Raw genomic sequence first — 19,093 nt, 5'->3', positions numbered from 1 at the left:
GACGCGGTGACCGCACGGCGAGGGGCGCGCCCGGACGCGCGGGAGGGGGCCGTCCCACTCGACAGCCCCCTCCCCCGCTCGACGAGGAGCCGTGACGATTCGTCAGAAGTTCGGCTCCAGCCACGCGATCTGCATCAGCTGCTGGCCGACCCGCCGGCTGACGACGGTGCCCCGACCAGGTGGCATCGCGGTCGGCTTGATGTTGCCGAGGATGTTCGCCTCCTCCTTGGGCCCGCTCATGATGATGCCCGGCGTCGACACCTCCTTCATCTTGCCGATCACCGGCTCGAAGGAGGACCGCGAGCCGCCGGCGATGTTCCTGGCGGTGATCACGTGCAGACCGACGTCCTTGGCCTGGGGGATGAACTCGGCGAGCGGCTGGAGGGGGTTCGCCCCCTGCGGGGCCACCAACTCGTAGTCGTCGACGATGACGAACAGGTCGGGTCCCTTCCACCAGGACCGGTTCCGCAGTTCCTCCTGCGTCACGTTCGGGCCGGGCATCCGCTTGGCCAGCGAGTTCTTGATGTCGCCGACGTAGCCCTTCAGCTGGTTCGCCGACACCGCGTACTCCAGCAGGTGCGGTGTCTGGAGGAAACCGAGCATCGTGCGCCGGTAGTCGACCAGCAGGATCAGCGCCTCACGCGGCGTGTAGACCTTCGTGATGCCCTCGATGATCGTGCGCAGCAGGTTGGTCTTGCCCGACTCGCGCTCGCCGAAGGCCATGAAGTGCGGATCGGAGTCGAAGTCCAACGCGACCGGTGCGAGCTCGTTCTCGTCGACGCCGATGGGGACCAGTTTCTTGCCGGCCGGCATCTCCAGCCGGGGCATCTGCTCGATCGGCAGCCGCTCCGGGAGCAACCGCACCTTGGGTGCGTGCGGGCCGCGCCAGGCGCCCGACACCTTCGCCACCGCGTCGCCCACTCCGTTGGCGATGTCCTCCGAGTTCGACGAACCGTCGATCCTGGGGAGGCCGATGAGGAAGTGCAGCTTCTCCGGGGACAGGCCCCGCCCAGGCGCGCCCTGGGGCACGTTCACCGCGACCCGCCGGTCCACCTCGGACTCCGTCGGGTCACCGAGCCGGAGTTCGAACCGCGTCCCGAGCAGGTCCTTGAGCGCGGGTCGGATCTCGGCCCACCGGTTGGCGGTCAGCACCAGGTGCACGCCGTAGCTCAGGCCCTGCCCGGCGAGGTTCTGGACCTGCTTCTCCATCGGCTCGAACTCCGTCTTGAAGTTGAGCCAGCCGTCGATGACCAGGAAGACGTCGCCGAAGGGGTCCTCCTTGGCCTCGCCCCGGCGCTTGCGCACCCGGTAGTCGGCCATCGAGTCGACACCCAACCTGCCGAACAGGGCCTCCCGCTGCGCGATCAGCCCGCTGATCTCGGCGATGGTCCGTCGAACGGTGTCGGGATCGCGCCTGGCCGCCACCGCGCCGACGTGGGGCAGCCCGGAGAGGCTCTGCAACGTGCCACCACCGAAGTCGAGGCAGTAGAAGTTGGCCTCCTCCGGGGTGTGGGTCAACGCCATCGACATGATCAGCGTCCGCAGCGCCATCGACTTGCCGGTCTGCGGGCCACCCACGACCGCGGCATGCCCCTTCGCGCCGGCGAGGTCCGCCCAGAGGAGGTCCCTGCGCTGTTCGAAGGGCTTGTCGACGAGGCCGATGGGCACCTGGAGCCGACCGTTGGCGAAGAAGCCGGCTGGGGAGAGCCCCCGGTCCTCGGCGGGCGCCAGCGGCGGCATGAGCAGGTCGAGCGGGGAGGACTCCCGCAGCGGCGGCAGCCACACCTCGTGCGCGGGCGGCCCCTGGCCGACGAGCCGGCTGATCAGCACGTCCAGCTCGCTGGGCTCGTTGGCCTCCTCCTCCTTCTTCTTCTGGGCCGGAGCCGGTTGGGCCGGTTTCTCCGGTTCCTTCGGGATCTCGACGTAGTCCGGGACGAACAGCTTCGGCCGCCGGTCGGCGGTGACCGGGGCCGAGGTCGGTCCGACCTGGACACCGGCCGGCCGGTACGGGCCGGAGACGTAGGAGGCCTTGAACCGGACCAGGCTCGTGGTGTCGAACTTCAGGTACCCGGAGCCGGGCACGGGCGGCAGCTCGTAGGCGTCGGGCACGCCGATCGCAGCCCGGGACTCCGAGGCGGAGAACGTCTTCAGACCGATCCGGTAGGACAGGAAGGTGTCCAGTCCGCGCAGTTTGCCCTCCTCCAGCCGCTGCGAGGCCAGCAGCATGTGGATCTGCAACGAACGGCCCACCCGGCCGATCTGGAGGAAGATGTCGATGAAGTCCGGTTTGGCGGTCAGCATCTCGGAGAACTCGTCGATGCAGATGAACAACGCCGGGAGCGGGTCGAGGTCGGCCCCGTTCTCCCGCGCCTTCTGGTAGTCCCAGACGTTCTTGAAGTTCCCCTTGGCCAGGATCTCCTGCCGCCGGGACACCTCGCCGGAGATGGCGTCCTTCATCCGGTCCACCAGCGTGAGGTCACCGGAGAGGTTGGTGATCGTCGCGGCGACGTGGGGGGCCTTGTCCAGGCCGAGGAACGTCGCGCCGCCCTTGAAGTCGACGAGGATCATGTTCAACGCGGTCGACGAGTGCGTGGCCAGCAGGCCGAGCACCAGGGTCCGCAGGAACTCCGACTTCCCGGACCCGGTCGCGCCGATGCACAGCCCGTGCGGGCCCATCCCGCCGACGGCGGCCTCCTTGATGTCCAGCTCGACGAGCTGGCCATGCTCCCCGACACCGAAGGCGACCTTGTAGCGGTCGCGGACGGGACGGGGTCGCCAGGCCTCCTGGACGTCGAAGGTCATCTCGTCGCCGGCGATACCGGCCATCTCCAGCACGCCCGGGTTGGACAGCAGCGGCTCCTCCTCGCTCTGCTCCTGCGAGGCCGCGCCGAGCCGGTAGGGGGACAGCTTGCGGGACAGGGCCTCCGCCTCGGCGAGGCTCAGGTCGTCCGGCGAGCCGAACCACTCCACCCCGCTCGCGCTCCGCGCGCCGACCCGCTTCTCGTCGACGACGAGGCGGAGTCCCCGCCGCGCGGTGAGTTTGCCCAGGGAGTTGGAGAGGTCGAGGAGCGTGACGCCCATCAGCCCCTCCTCCATGAGGATGTACTCCTCACGGGTGACCTCGCCCTCGTCGATGACGATGACGATGTGCGGCTGGTCCGGCTGCGGCGGCGCGTTCCGGCTGAACCGCTGCCGGTCCCGCAGGTGGTCGGCGAGGAACGACTCGACCTGGCCGAGGGAGCCGGCCATCATCCGCAGCGAGCCGATGCCGTCGTTGATCGTGGGGTGCTGGACGTGGGGCAGCCACTTGGCCCACTCCCACTCCTGCTTCGCCCGGCCCGAGGTGACGACGGCGATGAGCACGTCCTCGGGGGTGTGGAAGGTGGCGAGCTGGGAGATCATCGCCCGTGCCAACGCCCGGCCGTGCTTGGCCTCCCCCTCGATCCCCACCGCGGCGAAGCCCCGCAGCGCGATCACGATGGGCAGGTCGGGCACGATCGAGTGCGCCCGGACGAACCGGCGGAGCGCGAGGGTGGTCAACGGCTCCAGCTCGTCGACCGGCCCGGTCTGCGGCGGGACCAACCTGGTGTCGAGCCGCTGCGAACCCCGGCCCACCCGGAGGTGGCAGAAGTCGGAGTCGTTCTGCCGCCGTTCCCACATGCGGCGGCTGGTGGCCATCGACCACAACGCCTGCGGGTCCGGGTGGTGCCACTCGCGGGAGGCCCGCTGCTCGGCGACGGCCTCGCGCGCCCGGTCCCGCATCTGGCCGAGGTACCGCAGGTAGTCCTTGCGGTCCTCGTCCATCTCGGCCTTCTTCTGGGCGTTGCCCTTGCCACCACCGCCGACCATCATCCCGATGGTCGAGATGAGGAACATGCCGCCGAACATGAGCATCATCGGGTTGCGGCGCATGGTGAACATCAGCGCCATCATCCCGATCGACGCCACGATCATGATCACCGGAAGCAGCTTCTGGATGATGTTGCCGGGTATCGGCCTCGGCACCTCGGGCGGTGGTTCGAGATGCACCTCACCACCGGGCGGCCGGGGGGCGGACAGCCGCGGCGACCGCTTGAACTTCAGCGTGCTCACCGAACAGGCACCTCTCGCACTCGACATCACGGGACGGTCGGCGGACGTCGGCGACGCGGTGGCGGTTCACGCTCGGGTCCGGGGGAGTCCGCTGATTTTCCCGTTCCCGAGGCATTCCGGCCGACGTTCTGGTTCGGTTACGCCAAACCCACGGACTCGCCCAACTCGGTGCGGCCATACTAAGGGCGCTCACCGCGACGGCGGGACGGATTCGGTGAACCCGGTCCACGGGGACGCCCGCCCGCCACGGGGGCGGCCCGAGAAGCAACCGACGACATGACATTAGGGGGCGCAGTGGCGACCGGTACGACGGTGTTCAGCCGAGTGACGGTGGTTGCGCCGAAGACACGCATCGACCTCGCTCTGCCCGCCGACGTCGCAGTGGCCGACCTGCTTCCGATGCTGCTGGAGATGTCCAAGGAGGCCACTCCGGACGGCGGCGCCCGGCATGGCGGCTGGTGCCTGGCGAAGATGGGTGAGGGGCCGCTCGACCCGAGCAGGACACTGGCCTCCCTCGGGGTGCTGGACGGCGAGATCGTGCAACTGCGCCGCCGCTCGGAGAACCCGCCACCACCGCTGTACGACGACGTGGTCGACGCGATCTCCGACTCCGACCCGCTCAGTTTCCGGCCGTGGACCAAGGAGACCGCCCACCGCCTGGGCCACATCGCGGGAGTGCTGGCGCTGGTGGTCGCGGCCGTCGCGCTGTTCGTCTCGGGTCGGAGCCTCGGGTCGGCGATCACGGCCACGGTCACCGCGGTGGTCGCCGTCGCGGCCGGCGCGGTGGTCACCCGCGCGTACCGGGCACCGAGGACCGGCCTGCTGATCGCCGCCGCCGGCGGGCTCCCGATGGCTTTCGTCGGCGGGCTGTACCTGGTTCCCGGCGGTGAGCTCGCACCGTCGTTCCTGCTCGGGTCCGCGCTCGTCACCGTCTTCGCGTCGGCGAGCGTGATGTTGTTGGGCCAGGGCGTCGTCGTCTTCGTCGCCGCCGGGGCCGCCGGCGCGCTGGGCGCGCTGACCTTCCTGGTGGGCACCTTCGTCGACCACCCCCCGTCGGGGATCGCGGCCGGGGCGGCCGCCGTCTCGCTCGCCGCGCTGTCCATCCTGCCCCGGCTCACGATCTACCTGGCGAAGCTGCCCCTCCCCCAGGTCCCCGGTAGCGCCGAGGACCTCAAGGAGGACACCGGCTTCCCGGACTACGCGATCATCGAGCAGCGCTCGGGACTGGCGCACGAGTACATGACCGGCATGATCATCGGGTGCGGCGTGGTCGCCGCGATCGGTGCGGTGATCGCGGCCGGGTCGGACAACTTCTGGGGTCCGGTGCTCGGGGTCGTCGTCTCGATCGTCCTGCTGCTGCGTTCCCGCACCTACGCCAACGGGACGCAGGCGATCGCGCTGCTGATGTGCGGCATGCTCACCGCGGCCGGCCTCGTGGTGGGGTGGATGACCGCGACCGACGACCAGCTGGTGATGCTGTTGGGCGTCTTCGGGACGCTCATGGTGTTGGCGGTGGCCGCGTTCGTCCTCGGGGTGGTGTTCCCCGACCAGAAGTTCTCGCCGGTGCTCCGCCGGTCGGTCGACATCTTCGAGGCCGTGATGATCGCGGCGGTCATCCCGGTGGCGCTGGCCGTGATGGAGCTGTACACGACCTTCCGCCAGTTGATCCAGATCGAGTGGTGACGGCCGCGACTCCGACGGGAGGGCATCGCGGGTGCGGCGAAAGGACATGACGATGGCTGCCAGCCGACGTTCGGGTGGCGCGGTCCGGCGGCTCGCCGCGGGGGCGACGGTCGCGGTGGTGACGCTCGTCGGCCCGAGCCTGAGCGCCGCTCCGGCGCTGACGGGCGTCGCGGTGGCGCAGGAGGACCAGCAGGACGAGGGGAGTCCCGAGGACCCCGGTCAGGGCGGCGGGGGCGAGGACCTCGGCGACCAGGGGGACCCCGGCGCGGAGGACGGGGCTGGCGCGGAGGACGGGGCTGACCCGGAGTCCCCCGAGGGCGACGCCCCGGGGGACGAGACCGCCGACGACCCCGACCGCCCGAGGTCCGAGGCCGACCGGCGGCTCAACGGCAACGTCCCGACGTTCCCCGACGTCGATCCCGCCGCGCCACCCGGCGTGCCGCCCACCGGCGGTGACTGGGCGTTGTTCGAGCACCGCACGGCCTGCATCACCCCGGGCGCGAGCACGAGCGGGTCGCTACCACCGCAGTCCTGGGCGCACGACTACCTGCGGTTCGACGAGCTGGCCCGGATGGGCGCGACCGGGTCAGGGCAGCGGGTCGCCGTCGTCGACACCGGGGTGAACCGGCACCCGTCCTTCGGTGACCGGCTCAGCGGGGCGGGCGACTACATCGACGGTCGGGACGGCCGGGACGGGACCTTCGACTGCGAGGGGCACGGGACGATCGTCGCCGGACTGATCGGGGCGGCTCCCTTCGGCAACGACTCCCGGTTCCGGGGCATCGCCCCGGGGGTGGAGCTCGTCGGCATCCGCAATGTCTCCAACTACTACCAGACCGCCGACGACGAGATCCCCGAGGAGGAGAAGGTCGCCGGCGCCGGCAACACCGACATCATGGCGCGGGCCATCGTGCAGGCGGCGAACCAGGGCGTGGACGTGATCAACCTCTCCCAGTCCTCCTGCCAGCCCATCACCGACGTCGAGTCCCCCTACGTCCAGCGGCTGCACGCGGCCGTCAAGTACGCGGTCCACGAGCGGGACGTCGTGGTGGTCGCCGCCTCCGGCAACGGGGCGGACGGCTGCTCCACGAACACCGCCGACAACGTCACCCACATGACGCTGCCCGGCGCGTTCCCCGAGGTGCTGGCCGTGGGTGCCACCGACCGCACTGGCGCGCTGGCCGAGTTCTCGGTGCAGGGCTGGTGGGTCGACATCGCGGCACCGGGCACCGAGGTCACCTCGGTGGATCCCGCGCCGGGTGGCGAGGGCCTGGCCAACATGCTCGACATCCAGGGCAACGGCCTCGAACCCATCCAGGGGACCAGCTTCGCCGCCCCCTACGTCGCCGGCACCGCCGCGCTGGTGCGCGAGCGTTTCCCCAACCTGTCGGCGACGCAGGTCGTGGACCGCATCAAGCGGACCGCGCAACAGACCGGCGGGGTCAACGGCGTCGCCTTCGGGTGGGGGACCGGGGTGGTGGACCCGGTGGCCGCGCTGACGCGCACTCTCCCGGAGGAGGAGCCGAGGGCGGACGCCCTGTTCCACGGCGGTGTCCACCACCTGGAGGAACGGGACTGGACCCCGACCATCGTCGCCGTGGCCGGCGCCGGCGGCGGGATCGGGCTGCTCCTGCTGACCGTCTTCATCACCAGGACGCTGCGCCACACCCGGGAACGGGACCGCCAGCTCGCCGAGGACGGCTGAGGGAGCGGGTCCACCGCGCCGCGGTGGGATCGACGCCGGGCACGGACGCCCACCCGGTCCCGCACCCGGCGACTGGGCGCCCGCCCCCTGGCATGGACGTCGTGCCGCGTCCCGACCTCAGGCTCACGGCTCACGCTCCTGGCCGGGCGGGCACCGGTACGACCGCCTGGTCGGTCACCCGGCGAACGACGGGCGGTGGCCCCTCGGGACGTCAGCCGGTGCGCCGCGAGTGCTACCGCCAGATCGGCGCGAGCTCCTCGACCGCCTGGTCGACGATGCGCAGCATCGCCGACTGCGCGCCGGCGGCGTCACCGCGCTGGACGGCGTCGGCCACGTCGATGTGCAACTGGAGTGCCTCGGCCGCCGGGTAGCGGGGCATCAGCCCGTACTGGGTCCGGCCGGTCAGGACCTCGGCCACGACGTCCGAGAGCTGCGCGAACATCTCGTTTCCGCTGCCGAGGAGGACCATCTGGTGGAAGGCGATGTCGACCACGAGGAAGGCCTCGAGGTCGCCGGACCGCCCGAGCCCGCGCAGCCGCCCGGCCACCGACATGAGCTCGGCGGCGACCTCGATGCTGGCGTTGTGCGCGGCGAGCGCCGCCGCCGCCGGTTCGACCGCCGCCCGGAGCTGTGAGAGGGAGCGGAGCTGGTCGGCCCGCTGGTCGCCGGCCAGGCGCCAGCGGATGACCCTCGGGTCGTAGAGGTTCCACTCGCTCGCCGGGAGGACCACGACCCCGACCCGTCGCCGGGAGGACACGAGTGACAGCGCCTCCAGGACCCGCACGACCTCGCGGATGACCGATCGCGAGACGTCGAACCGGTCGGCGAGCTCGTCGAGCAGCACCCGGTCCCCGGCCGCGAGCGTTCCGCCGGTCACCGCCAGCCCCAGTTCCTCCAACAGCCGGTCGTGCAGGCTCACCCAGGCCACGCCGTCGCCCTTTCCCGGTGCCGCCGGTGACCCGATCAACACCCACGGTTTTCGTCTGACTTATTTCACACAGGGAGTTGTTTACATCAGATTTAATGCCTAGTCTCTGCGCTACTCATCCGATGTAGGTCCACCCAGGCCACTCAGCATAGGAGTAGGCAATGACGGCAACGGCGCCGCGACCAGTGCTGGTCATCGGGGTCTCGGGGTCGGGCAAGTCGACGGTCGGCGCACTGCTGGCCGAGCGGCTGCACCGGCCCTTCGTCGACTCCGACTCGCTGCACCCGGCAGCGAACATCGAGAAGATGGCCACCGGCCAGCCCCTGACCGACGAGGACCGGCTTCCATGGCTGCGCGTGATCGGCGCTCGCGTCGCCGAGGGCGTCAACGCGGGCGAGCCCCCGGTCGTCGCGTGCTCGGCCCTGCGACGTGACTACCGGGACGTGTTGCGCGACTACGCCCCGGACCTGTTCCTCGTCCACCTGGCCGGCGAGCGGTCCCTGGTGGCCGAGCGGGTCGCCGCCCGCAGCCACGAGTACATGCCGCCGTCCCTCCTCGACTCGCAGTACGCCGCGCTGGAACCGCTCGGCGCGGACGAGGGCGGGGTCGTGCTGGACATCGGCGCGCCCCCGGCGGACCTCGTCGAGCGGGCGACCGAGGCCATCACCGCCGAGGAAGGAGGCCGCCGGTGAACACCGACTTCACCCCCGCCCTGTCCACCGGCTCCCTGCTGCTGGTGTCGCTCGCGGCGGTGGCGCTGCTGCTGTTCCTCATCATGAAGGTCCGGCTGCACGCCTTCCTCGCCCTGGTGCTGGTCAGCCTCGTGACCGCCGTGGCCACCGGTATCCCGGCGGGCGAGGTCGTGCCGACCATGACGGAGGGCTTCGGTTCCACGCTCGGTTCCGTCGCGCTCCTCGTCGGCCTCGGCGCGGTACTCGGCCGGCTCCTGGAGACCAGTGGCGGGGCCAAGGTGCTCGCGGACCGGCTCCTCCGCCTCTTCGGCGAGAACCGCGCGCCCCTCGCGTTGAGCGTCGCCTCGCTGCTCTTCGGCTTCCCGATCTTCTTCGACGCCGGCTTCGTCGTCATGCTGCCGGTGATCTTCACCGTCGCCCGCCGGTTGGGCGGGTCGGTGCTGCTCTACGGGCTCCCGGCCGCCACCGCGTTCTCGGTGATGCACATCTTCGTCCCTCCGCACCCCGGCCCGGTGGCCGCCACCGGCTTCCTGGAGGCCGACATCGGCCTGGTGCTGTTGTTCGGGCTCGCCATCGCGATCCCCACCTGGTACCTGGCGGGATACCTCTACGGCCGCATCATGGGTCAGCGCCTGGTCCTGCCCGTCCCGGACATCCTCGGGACAGCCTCCGAGGAGGACGAGGCCGACCCGCCGGCCCTGTGGACGATCCTGCTCCTGCTGCTGCTCCCACTGGCCCTCATCTTCGCGAACACCGGCCTGGACGCCCTCGGCGTCGCCGGCTTCGTCGATCCCGAGGCGGGCTGGGTCCTGGCCGCGCGGGCCGTCGGGCAGACCCCGGTCGCCCTGCTCATCACCGTGCTCCTGGCCATCTACCTGCTGCGCGTCCGACGCCGCAGGCCCGGCCGGGAGACCGAGGGCATCGTCGACAGCGCCTTCGGCCCCATCTGCTCGATCATCCTCATCACCGGCGCCGGCGGGATGTTCGGCGCCGTGCTCCGGGCGAGTGGAACGGGCGACGCCCTGGCGGAGAGCCTGGAGGGGCTCGGGATGCCGGTGATCCTCGCCGGCTTCGTCATCGCCAGCGCGCTGCGGATCGCGCAGGGTTCGGCGACGGTCGCCCTGACCACCGCGGCCAGCATCGTCCAACCGGTGGTGGCCACGATGACCGACCTCAGCTCCGTGCAACTGGCGGCCCTGGTGCTGGCGTTGGCGGCCGGCTCCGTCATCGCCAGCCACGTCAACGACTCCGGCTTCTGGCTGGTCGGGAAGTTCATGGGCATGGACGTCAAGACGACCCTGAAGACGTGGACCGTGATCCAGACCCTGATGGCCTTCATCGGGTTCGGCTTCGCCTACGCGATCTACCTGATCGCATAACCCACCCGACGGCGGGGACGGTGCTCCGAGGGCCGTCCCCACCGCCCACCACGACCCACGACCCACGACCCACGACCCACGACCCACGACCGAGGAGACGTCGATGTCCCACGCCCTGTTCGACCTGACCGGCCGGATCGCGCTGGTCACGGGGTCCAGTCGAGGCATCGGACGAGCCGTGGCGACCGGCCTGGCCGAGGCCGGGGCCACCGTGGTGCTCAACGGGCGGAACAGCGAGCGCCTCTCCTCGACCGCGGCGGAACTGCGGTCGCGCGTCGGGGCGGACCGGGTCAGGACGAGTGCCTTCGACGTCACCGACCCGTCGGCGGTGGACGAGGCGGTGGGGGCGGTGGAATCCGAGATCGGGCCGCTGGACATCCTCGTGAACAACGCGGGTTTCCAGCACAGGCAGCCCATGCTCGAACTCGCCCCCCAGGACTGGGACGCGGTGCTGCGGACCGACCTGACCAGTGCCTTCCTCGTCGGACGGTCCGTCGCCAGCCGCATGGTGGCCCGCCGTCGCGGCAAGATCGTCAACATCTGCTCCGTCCAGACCGCGCTGGCCAGGCCGTCGATCGCCCCCTACGCGGCGGCGAAGGCGGGCCTGGCCGGGCTCACACGGGCCATGTGCGCGGAGTGGGCGGGGTACGACATCCAGGTGAACGGCCTCGCCCCCGGCTACGTGGAGACGGAGCTGACCGCCCCGCTGGTGGCGGACGAGGCGTTCACCGGGTGGATCACCGGGCGCACCCCGGCCGGCCGGTGGGGCCGCATCGAGGACCTGGTGGGCCCTGCCGTGTGGCTGGCCGGTTCCGGGTCCGACTTCGTCAACGGGCAGGTGATCTTCGTCGACGGGGGCATGACCGCCGTCGTCTGATCTCCCGGTGGCGAGCCGTCCCGGCCGGACCAGCGGCCGGAACGCCCCACCAGGTCGCCCGGACCGCCGCCACCCGACCAGGCTCTCCCCTCCGTCCGGAAGGAAGGTACTCACCCGTGTCCCGCGCCCCGTCGCCGTCCGCCCCCGCCCCCCAGGACACGCTCGCCGTGGTCGCCCACGCCGCGGGTGACGTGCGCCTGGACCGGGTACCGCTTCCCGAACCCACGCCGGCCGAGGCGGTCGTCCGCATCGCCTACGGCGGCATCTGCGGCTCGGACCTGCACTACTGGCGGCACGGCGCGGCCGGTGAGTCCGTGCTGCGCTCCCCCATGGTGCTGGGTCACGAGGTCGTCGGCCACGTCGAGCGTGCCGCGGCGGACGGCAGCGGGCCGGCCGCCGGTACCCCGGTGGCCGTTCACCCCGCGAACCCCTGCGGGACCTGCGACCGGTGCGCCGAGGGCAGGGAGAACATCTGCCCCAGGACGACCTACCTCGGCAGCGCCGCCCGCCACCCCCACACCGACGGCGGTTTCGCCGCGCTGCGCGTCCTGCCGGCCACCCGGCTGCTCCCCCTCCCCGCCGGCCTCCCGCCGCGCGCCGCGGCCCTCGCCGAGCCGGCCGCCGTCGCCTGGCACGCGGTGGCCCGCAGCGGGGAGGTCCGGGGGCGGCGCGTGCTCGTCACCGGCGCCGGTCCGATCGGCGCGCTGGTCGTGGCCGTCCTGGCCCGGGCCGGTGCGGCCGAGATCGTCGTCACCGACCTGCACGACCGCCCGCTCCGAGTCGCCGAGGGGCTGGGAGCCACCAGGACGATCGTGGCGACGGACGCCGCCTCGGTGGCCGCGCTTGGCGTCGACGTCGCCGTCGAGTCCTCGGGAAGTCCGGCCGGGTTGGCCGCGGCCGCCGCCGGCCTGCGCAGGGGCGGGCACCTCACGCTGCTCGGGCTGGTGCCCGCCGGCGACATCCCCGCCCCCGTCGCCGGCCTCATCAGCCGGGAGATCACGGTGGCGGGGTCCTTCCGGTTCCACGACGAGATGGCCGCGGTGCTCGCCGCCCTCGCCGACGGCTCGCTGGCGACGGAGGGCATCGTCTCGCACGTCATCCCGGTCCACGAGCTGGCGGCGGCCCTGACGACGGCGGCCGACGCCGCCGGGTCAGGAAAGGTCCTGCTCGACTTCACCGAGCCGGACGCCGGCTGAGCCCGGCCAGGTCAGGAGCGCTGTCAGCCGTCCTCCCCGATGACCGGCGCCACCGTGGCCTCCGGCTCACCGAACAGCTCCGAGGCGTCGGACATGATGCGGGACTGGTTCTTCCGCTCCTGGTCACCCTGGTTCTGCTGGGCCCCGCCGCCCATCATCCCGCCACCCATCATGGCGCCACCGCCCATCCCCCGGCCGCCCTGGGTGGCCTGCCCGGTCGAGGCGCCCTGCTGACCGGCCACCGCGTCGCCGGGGGCGGCGGCGACACCGCTGGTGCCCCCGGCCCGGACCGGCTGCTCGGACTCGGGCGCCGCCCCCGCCGAGCCGGCGCCGGGGCCACCACCACCCGAGGGGACGCCGCCGGCACCGCCTCCGCCGCCGGGCGCACCCCCGCCGGTGCCCGCACCCGCCACGTCGACCCCGCCGGGGCCGCCGCCGCCCGGGACGGAGGGCACGTCGAAGGACCAGTCGTCCTCGGGGAACACGTGCGCCATGCGCAGGTCGGAGAAGACGGTGTCACCACCCAGCCCCGAGCACAGGCCGACCAGCGCGCGCAGCACCTCCCGGACCGCCTCGAAGAGCTCCAGCAGCGGCTCGCGCATCGTGGCCAGGTGGTCGCGGGCCCGCTCCTCACCCGCCACCGGGAGCGTCAACGCCTCCGACACCGAGTCAGCGCTGCCCGCGAGCACCTCGACCATGTCCCGCACGAGCTGCCGGATGGCGTCCGCCGTGACGTCCAACGCGTCGGCGACGGCGGTCATGGTGTCCGCCATCGCGTTCGCGGCGCGGGTCACCTCCTGGACGTGTTCGACGAACGAGTCGGCGTCGTCCCCGGTCCAGGCCTCGTCCAGGCCACCGAGCGGACCGGCGACCTCCTCCGACAGCTCCTCGACCCGCCTGGCGGCGGCCCGCCAGTGCTCGGCCTGTTCGTGCATGTCGCTCCAGCGCCCCACCACCGGGCCGAAGTACTCGTGCACCGGGTCCGGAACCCCGAGCTGGTCGGAGATCCAGGACAGGAAGCCCAGATGGCCGGCGGCGTCCCCGGCCAGCCGGTCACCGTCCGGGCCGCCGACGGCCCCCTCCTGGGGGAGCCACGGTGGACGGGCAGCCGGCTCGGACGCGGTCACCGCCCCCGCCGGGGCGGCGGGGGCGGCCTCGCTCGCCGTCGACGCGGGCCGGCTGGTGCCCCCGAACCCCGGGGAGCGGTCGAAGGCCACGCCACCTGGTACGACGGTGGGGTCGGCTGGGTAGCGGTCGGGGAACACGGGCGACTCCCTGTGCGGTTCAGGCCGGATCGGCGCCGGAGCGGTTCAGTTCCGCCGCGCTGTCCTCGTCGTGGGCCAGGTGGACACGGGCCACGTTCCGCAGCGCCACCGAGGCGGCCAGCAGCACCTCGCGGCCCCGGGCCAGCTGGGTGTCGAGGTGGTCACGCACCTCGGCGTACGCCGTGTCGGTGCCGACCTCGACGCCCAGCTCGCCGAACGTCTCCGCGCCCACCCCGTCGACGTGGACGGACTGGCCTACCTCGCCGAGGTCCTCGGAGGCGCGTTCCAGCCGACGCGCGTAGTCGGTGACCCACTCCGGGTCGATGCTGATGTCCGCCACGTCGGGCTCCCTGGATGCTCGTCGTCAGCACGACGGCCGTGGGTGGTGTCCGGCCGTGGCGCGGCGCGCACCTCCGGACGAGGCCGTTCGGCCGATGAGACGCCGGCGGCGGCCCGGGGGTTCCCGGGCCGCCGCCATCCGTCATCCCACTCGCCGTCAGCCGTCCTGGGGGAAGCCCTCGAACCACCCGTCCCCGACGCCGTCCGGGTCGGGGACGTACTCGCCGGCGCCCTCCTCGACGTCGAGTCGACGGTCACCGCTCTCGTCGAAGGGGACGTAGTCGAACACCAGGTCGGCATTGTTCTGGTCCAGCCGAGGGCCCGCCGGCAGCAGGCGCAGGATCGGTTCCGGGGCTGGCGGCAGCGTGCTGTTCTCCGGCAACAGCCCCAGCGCCGTGACGTGCCGCATGTCCGGGATGGCGTACCGGACACCCCGGTCGGACACGAAGTGGATCGGGCCGCTCTGGAAGCTGCCCTCGGACGTCGTGCTGCGGACGACGGCGGCGTTCCCCGGCGGCATGAAGAAGTAGTCGGCCGCGTTGTCGGCACCCAGCCGCACCCGCTCCAACAGCGGGTCGTCGTCCGACGCGTCCGCGCCCCGCAACTCGATGTCCTCGCCGACCCGCAGCTCGGTGCGCTCCCGGTCGTCCGAACCGTTCCACGCGAAGCAGGTCACCGGGTTCTCCATGTAGGGGACCGGTCGCAGCGGACGGCTCGGCAGGTCGCGGATCTCGACGAGGTCGGCATCCGCGGCCGCGCCGAGCCGGGTGATGTCCACCCGTTCGACCAGCGGCACCTCCGCCTGGGCCTGTCCCTGCGACCAGCGGATGAGCTCCGCGACGCCCTCGGGGATGTCCTGGTACCCGCTGTTGAGCACGACGTAGTAGTCCCGGCCCTGCCCGGACGCGTCCAACGCGGCCACGACGGTGCCGATCCCCGCCGCGTTGCCGTCGGGCAGCACGAGTTCCCGGTCGGCGGGGAGCCCCTGGTCCGGGATGTCCGGGGCCGCGTAGTCGTCGACGGTGGGGATGCTGTTCAGCAACGCCTCGGTCATCAGGTGCGGCTCACGCAGCCCCGAGGCCAGCGTCGCCTGGTTGACCTGGTGGTTGGGGTCGACCCAGGCGCGGACCACGGCACGCGACCCGGCGCGGGTGTCATCCGGGCGGTAGATCGCCCACATCTCGCCGTCGGCCTCGGAACGGGCGACGACCACCTCGTCCTCGGCGAGCGCGCGGCCCGGCAGGTCGTGGACGCCGGCGAGCACCGAGGTCTCCGCCGACGCCGAGGCCGCCGGGTTCGCCAGGCTGTCGTCGAAGGACGCCCAGTCGCACACCGTCCACACCGGATCGATTCGCCGCTCGGAACTGGGCATCTTCTCCGGCGCCCCGGGGATCCCGGTCAGCTGGCTGCCGATGGTGATGTCGGCCAGCACGTCGTCACTGACGAACGAGGGTTCGGGCAGCCCGGCGGACGCGCCGCCCTGCATCCGCATCTGGAGCAGCTGCGCCGAGGCCATGTTCATCATGGGGATCAGCTGGAGCGCGTTGTTCTGCTCCACGGCGACGTAGATGCCGCCAGAAGGCTGCGCCATCACGATCTCGCCCGCGCTCGGCGGACTCGCCTTGGGCGAGATGACACCGAAGATCAGAAAACCCAACAGCGCCACGGCGGCGAGCGCCATCCCCGCCACCACGGAGCGCTGGTGGGTGCGCATCGGATCGTGCAGCATCACCGCGTCCTTGCGGACCAGCGCCGACTGCATTCGCCTGAGGACGAAGCGGTAAGCCTGAACCTGGGACTTGGTGGTAGGTGTTGAGGGCATTTGCGGCCTATAGCTCCCTAGTCCACGGTACCGTTCGGCAGGATAGCGGGCAGCAGCACGACTGTGGCGCCGTTTCCCGATAAGGGCGCCAGGCGGGTGCGTGCCCCCGCCGACGATCCGCCGTCTTGCATCAGCGAGGGGGAGAGACCGAACGGATGAGCGTGACCACACCCAGCCCTGCCCAGCCCCGGCGGCCCCAACCGTCGCCGCCAGCGGCACCGCCGACGGCACGGGTCGGCAGCGCGCGACGGCGGGCGACGGGCGCCAGCCTCGGCCCGCTGCCGGTGACCAACGTCGTGGTCCTGGAGGTCGGGCTGGCCGTGGGACTGCTGTTGCTGGCCGTCAGCACCAGTCTCTGGCCGGCTTCCGCCGCGGTGCTGCTCGTCGCGTTGGTGGTGGCCTTCACCCGCTGGAAGGGACGCTGGCTGACCCAGTGGACGAAGCTGACCCTCGGCTACGCCGCCCGCTCGCACACCAGGGTGGCCCACCCACCGGCCCGGGCGGACGACGAGGAGGTCCAACTCGACGACAAGCCCGTGACGGGCCCCGAGGACGCCCGGGTGTCGTTGCTCCGCCTCGCCCTGCCCGACCTGGTGGTGGCGCAGGGCACCGACCACGAACGCGGTCAGGTCGGGTTGGCGATGCACGACGGAACGTGGACGGCGGTGCTGCTCGTCGAGCCGCCCCCCGCGCTGGTCACCCACGTCGGCGCGGCACCGAACCTGCCGCTGGGCGCCCTGACCCCCTGCCTGGAGGACCGAGGCGTCATCCTCGACTCCATCAAGGTGATCTGGCACTGCTACCCGGGCAGCGCCGCCCTGCCGCCCAACTCGCCGGCCCTGAACTCGTACCTGGAGGTGCTCGGCCCGTTGCCGGCCGCCGCCCGCCGCACCACCTGGGTCGCCGTCCGGCTCGACCCGAGGCGCTGCCAGCAGGCCATCACCGAGCGAGGAGGAGGTGTGGTCGGCGCGCACCGGGCATTGATCGGCGCGCTCTCCCGCATCCGTTCCGCCCTGGAACGGCACGGGGTGTCCACCCGGCCGCTCGATGTGGACGAGGTGCTGCGTTCCGGGATCTCCGCGGCCAACCTCCAGTCGGTGGCGGGTGCCAACAAGAAGGTCGGGCTGCGCGAACGCTGGACCGGGGTGACGGCCGGCGGGGTGGGGCACGCGAGCTACGCCATCACGCGGTGGCCCGGCAAGGGCGGGATGAGGAACATCAACGCCCTCACCGGTGTCCGGGCCCTGTCCTCCACGGTGACCCTGTCCATCTCGCCCAGCGAGGAGGACGGCAAGGTGGGTCTGCGGGGACTGGTCCGCGTCAGCGCCAGGACACCGTCCGAACTGGAGGCGGCCGACGGGAAGCTGAACACCCTCGGCGAGAAGCTGGACATCACGCTCACCCCGCTGCGAGGCCTCCAGGTGGCCGGGCTCGCCGCGACCCTGCCACTGGGAGGATCGGCATGACTAGCAGCCGCCTGGCCTACGGCCCCTCCGGCCGGGGGGTCGCACCGGAGTTCGTGGTGTCACCCGAACTGCTCGACGCGGTCAGCCCGGCCGGCGACCGGGGCGGCATGGTGCTCGGTTCCGGCATGAAGAACGAGCCGCTGACCATCTCCGTCCTACGGCCGGCACCGACTCGGATCGTGCTGGTCGGAGGGTTGTACCTGGCACGACAGGTCGCGCTCCGCGCGATGGCGACCGGAGCATGGGTGGTGATCGCGACCGGGCGTCCCGCGGCCTGGCAGTCGGTGGCGCGCGCCGCCGGGCAGGGCCCGGACGGTCGTCCCGTACCACTGGTCCAGGTGCGACGGCTGTCGCCGGTCGAGCTGCCCCGCCCCACCGACGACGGCCCGCTCCTGGTGGTCCACGACGGCGGGCACGTCCCCCAGGAGCTCTTCCCACCCAGGTCTCCCTGGCAGACGACCATGTACGTGCTGCCGTACCTGCACCCCCAGGCCGCCGGTACGGCGAACGCGGCGGACCTCGTGCTGATGCAACGGCTGCCGGTGGGCCAGGCGCAGCTGGCCGCCCGGATGTGGCGCCTCCCTCCCCCCATGATCAACCAGCTGGCGAACCTCAAGGACGACGGGGTGATCGCCCTCGGGCGCAACCTGTGGCGCCCCTTCCGCCTGATCACCACCAAGAAGGAGCAGGAGATCCTCGGCCCGGTCCGCCGGGGCGACTGAGGCCCTCCCCGCCGGGGACCCGCCTCCCATCCGGCGACGGGACGCCGTTCCGGTCCGGCGGCGGGCAGCGGGAGCTCATGCCTCGACGCCGCGCCCTCCTGGCTCGTGGCGGGTGGGCGGCCGGCCAGCGGCGGGTGATGCCCCGACCCGCGCGGAGACGAGCGGGTGGCCGGAGGTGGCCCGCCACGCCCTGGACACGCCCCCCACTCGCACGGCCAGCACCTCAGCGCGACGGACCGGCATCCGCCGCGCTGCCTGGGGAGCCCGCTCCCGGAGCCGGTCGTTCCGCTCCTCCCCCGGCGGCCCGGTCAACGGGAGCCACCAGCGGGCGCACGAGCGCCGCCGCCAACCCACGCACCCGTTCGGGGTTCCCACCACCGAGCTGCGGTGTCCGGACGACCGCCTGGAGCAGGCCGACCCCGACCAGCAGCGCGGCGACCAGCTCCGCGCGCAACCTCCCGTCCTCGCCTGGCAGCCGGCGCGCGAGACCGAGGGTGAAGTCGTCGGTGACCAGCTGGCGCAACCGTTCCATCGCCGCCGCGCTCCCCGGCGAGCGCAGCAGCGCCACCAACCCGGGGGCGCCCTGGTCCCCCTCACGCGACAACAGGTCACCCAGACCGGGGCCGATGGCGTCGAGTGGGCCGGCGAGCAGCTCACCGATCGCCGAGGTGTGCGCGGAGACCTCCTCGAACAGGGCATCCTTCGACCCGAAGTAGCGGTAGACGAGCGCCTGGTTCACTCCCACGTCGGCGGCGACCTCCCGGACGCTCGTCCGGTCGTAGCCGTCCCGCGCGAACCGGAGGACCGCCGCCATCAACAAGGCCGACCTGGTGGCGTCGGCGTCCTTCCGGCGAGGCGGGACACCTCGTCCCACCTCGGCACCCGGTTCCTCCTGCGCCACCCGCGAGCCCTCCCGTCACGATGTCG

At 72.3% G+C, this 19,093-nt stretch carries 14 protein-coding genes; 8 read left to right on the top strand and 6 right to left on the bottom strand.

The window, feature by feature from the left end; all coding sequences use genetic code 11:
- Positions 1-102: 102 nt before the first annotated feature.
- A complete protein-coding gene (locus tag G443_RS18735) occupies positions 103-4,092 on the bottom strand; it encodes a type VII secretion protein EccC (RefSeq protein ID WP_026419494.1) in 3,990 nt (1,329 codons plus the stop codon).
- 294 nt (positions 4,093-4,386) lie between these two features.
- On the opposite strand from G443_RS18735, the gene eccD reads away from it, so the two are divergent.
- Both eccD and mycP read left to right on the top strand, forming a co-directional pair.
- On the top strand, positions 4,387-5,775 hold the full coding sequence (gene eccD / locus G443_RS18730; protein ID WP_026419495.1) for a type VII secretion integral membrane protein EccD: 1,389 nt from the start codon (positions 4,387-4,389) through the stop codon (positions 5,773-5,775).
- Between the two features lie 52 nt (positions 5,776-5,827).
- Positions 5,828-7,480: a type VII secretion-associated serine protease mycosin gene (gene mycP / locus G443_RS18725; RefSeq protein ID WP_103055978.1), complete on the top strand. Its 1,653-nt coding sequence runs from the start codon at positions 5,828-5,830 to the stop codon at positions 7,478-7,480.
- Between the two features lie 232 nt (positions 7,481-7,712).
- Here the strand turns inward: mycP and G443_RS18720 are convergent, their stop codons facing one another.
- Complete coding sequence (locus G443_RS18720) at positions 7,713-8,408, bottom strand: FadR/GntR family transcriptional regulator (protein WP_026419496.1); 696 nt, start codon at positions 8,406-8,408, stop codon at positions 7,713-7,715.
- A 161-nt stretch (positions 8,409-8,569) separates the two neighbouring features.
- On the opposite strand from G443_RS18720, the gene G443_RS18715 reads away from it, so the two are divergent.
- From G443_RS18715 to G443_RS18700, 4 genes are all read left to right on the top strand, one after another.
- On the top strand, positions 8,570-9,100 hold the full coding sequence (locus tag G443_RS18715; RefSeq protein WP_026419497.1) for a gluconokinase: 531 nt from the start codon (positions 8,570-8,572) through the stop codon (positions 9,098-9,100).
- On the top strand, positions 9,097-10,479 hold the full coding sequence (locus G443_RS18710; protein ID WP_026419498.1) for a GntP family permease: 1,383 nt from the start codon (positions 9,097-9,099) through the stop codon (positions 10,477-10,479). Before G443_RS18715 ends, G443_RS18710 begins: the two co-directional genes overlap by 4 nt.
- 103 nt (positions 10,480-10,582) lie before the next feature.
- A complete protein-coding gene (locus tag G443_RS18705; protein WP_026419499.1) occupies positions 10,583-11,356 on the top strand; it encodes an SDR family NAD(P)-dependent oxidoreductase in 774 nt (257 codons plus the stop codon).
- Between the two features lie 116 nt (positions 11,357-11,472).
- Positions 11,473-12,552 carry an alcohol dehydrogenase catalytic domain-containing protein gene (locus tag G443_RS18700; RefSeq protein ID WP_026419500.1) on the top strand — a complete coding sequence of 360 codons (1,080 nt, stop codon included), beginning with the start codon at positions 11,473-11,475 and terminating at the stop codon, positions 12,550-12,552.
- Positions 12,553-12,575: 23 nt separating this feature from the next.
- On the opposite strand, the gene G443_RS18695 is transcribed toward G443_RS18700, so the two are convergent.
- The 3 genes from G443_RS18695 to eccB form a co-directional block, all read right to left on the bottom strand.
- Positions 12,576-13,817, bottom strand: a complete 1,242-nt coding sequence (locus G443_RS18695; RefSeq protein ID WP_051314128.1) for a WXG100 family type VII secretion target — start codon at positions 13,815-13,817, stop codon at positions 12,576-12,578.
- 19 nt (positions 13,818-13,836) lie between these two features.
- Positions 13,837-14,157, bottom strand: coding sequence for a hypothetical protein (locus tag G443_RS18690; protein ID WP_026419502.1), 321 nt, complete (start codon positions 14,155-14,157; stop codon positions 13,837-13,839).
- 156 nt (positions 14,158-14,313) lie between these two features.
- Positions 14,314-15,978 carry a type VII secretion protein EccB gene (gene eccB / locus G443_RS18685; protein ID WP_081715540.1) on the bottom strand — a complete coding sequence of 555 codons (1,665 nt, stop codon included), beginning with the start codon at positions 15,976-15,978 and terminating at the stop codon, positions 14,314-14,316.
- A 284-nt stretch (positions 15,979-16,262) separates the two neighbouring features.
- On the opposite strand from eccB, the gene eccE reads away from it, so the two are divergent.
- Positions 16,263-17,444 carry a type VII secretion protein EccE gene (gene eccE / locus G443_RS18680; RefSeq protein ID WP_026419503.1) on the top strand — a complete coding sequence of 394 codons (1,182 nt, stop codon included), beginning with the start codon at positions 16,263-16,265 and terminating at the stop codon, positions 17,442-17,444.
- Complete coding sequence (locus tag G443_RS18675; RefSeq protein WP_051314131.1) at positions 17,441-18,166, top strand: hypothetical protein; 726 nt, start codon at positions 17,441-17,443, stop codon at positions 18,164-18,166. The genes eccE and G443_RS18675 overlap by 4 nt, the downstream gene beginning before the upstream one ends.
- A gap of 223 nt (positions 18,167-18,389) precedes the next feature.
- On the opposite strand, the gene G443_RS18670 is transcribed toward G443_RS18675, so the two are convergent.
- Positions 18,390-19,067, bottom strand: coding sequence for a TetR/AcrR family transcriptional regulator (locus G443_RS18670; protein ID WP_051314133.1), 678 nt, complete (start codon positions 19,065-19,067; stop codon positions 18,390-18,392).
- Positions 19,068-19,093: the final 26 nt, after the last annotated feature.

The organism is Actinoalloteichus caeruleus DSM 43889 (assembly GCF_000429185.2).
Lineage (GTDB): Bacteria > Actinomycetota > Actinomycetes > Mycobacteriales > Pseudonocardiaceae > Actinoalloteichus_B > Actinoalloteichus_B caeruleus.
The sequence above is the reverse complement of the archived record's forward strand: the minus strand, read 5'-3'. Positions and strand labels throughout refer to the sequence as shown.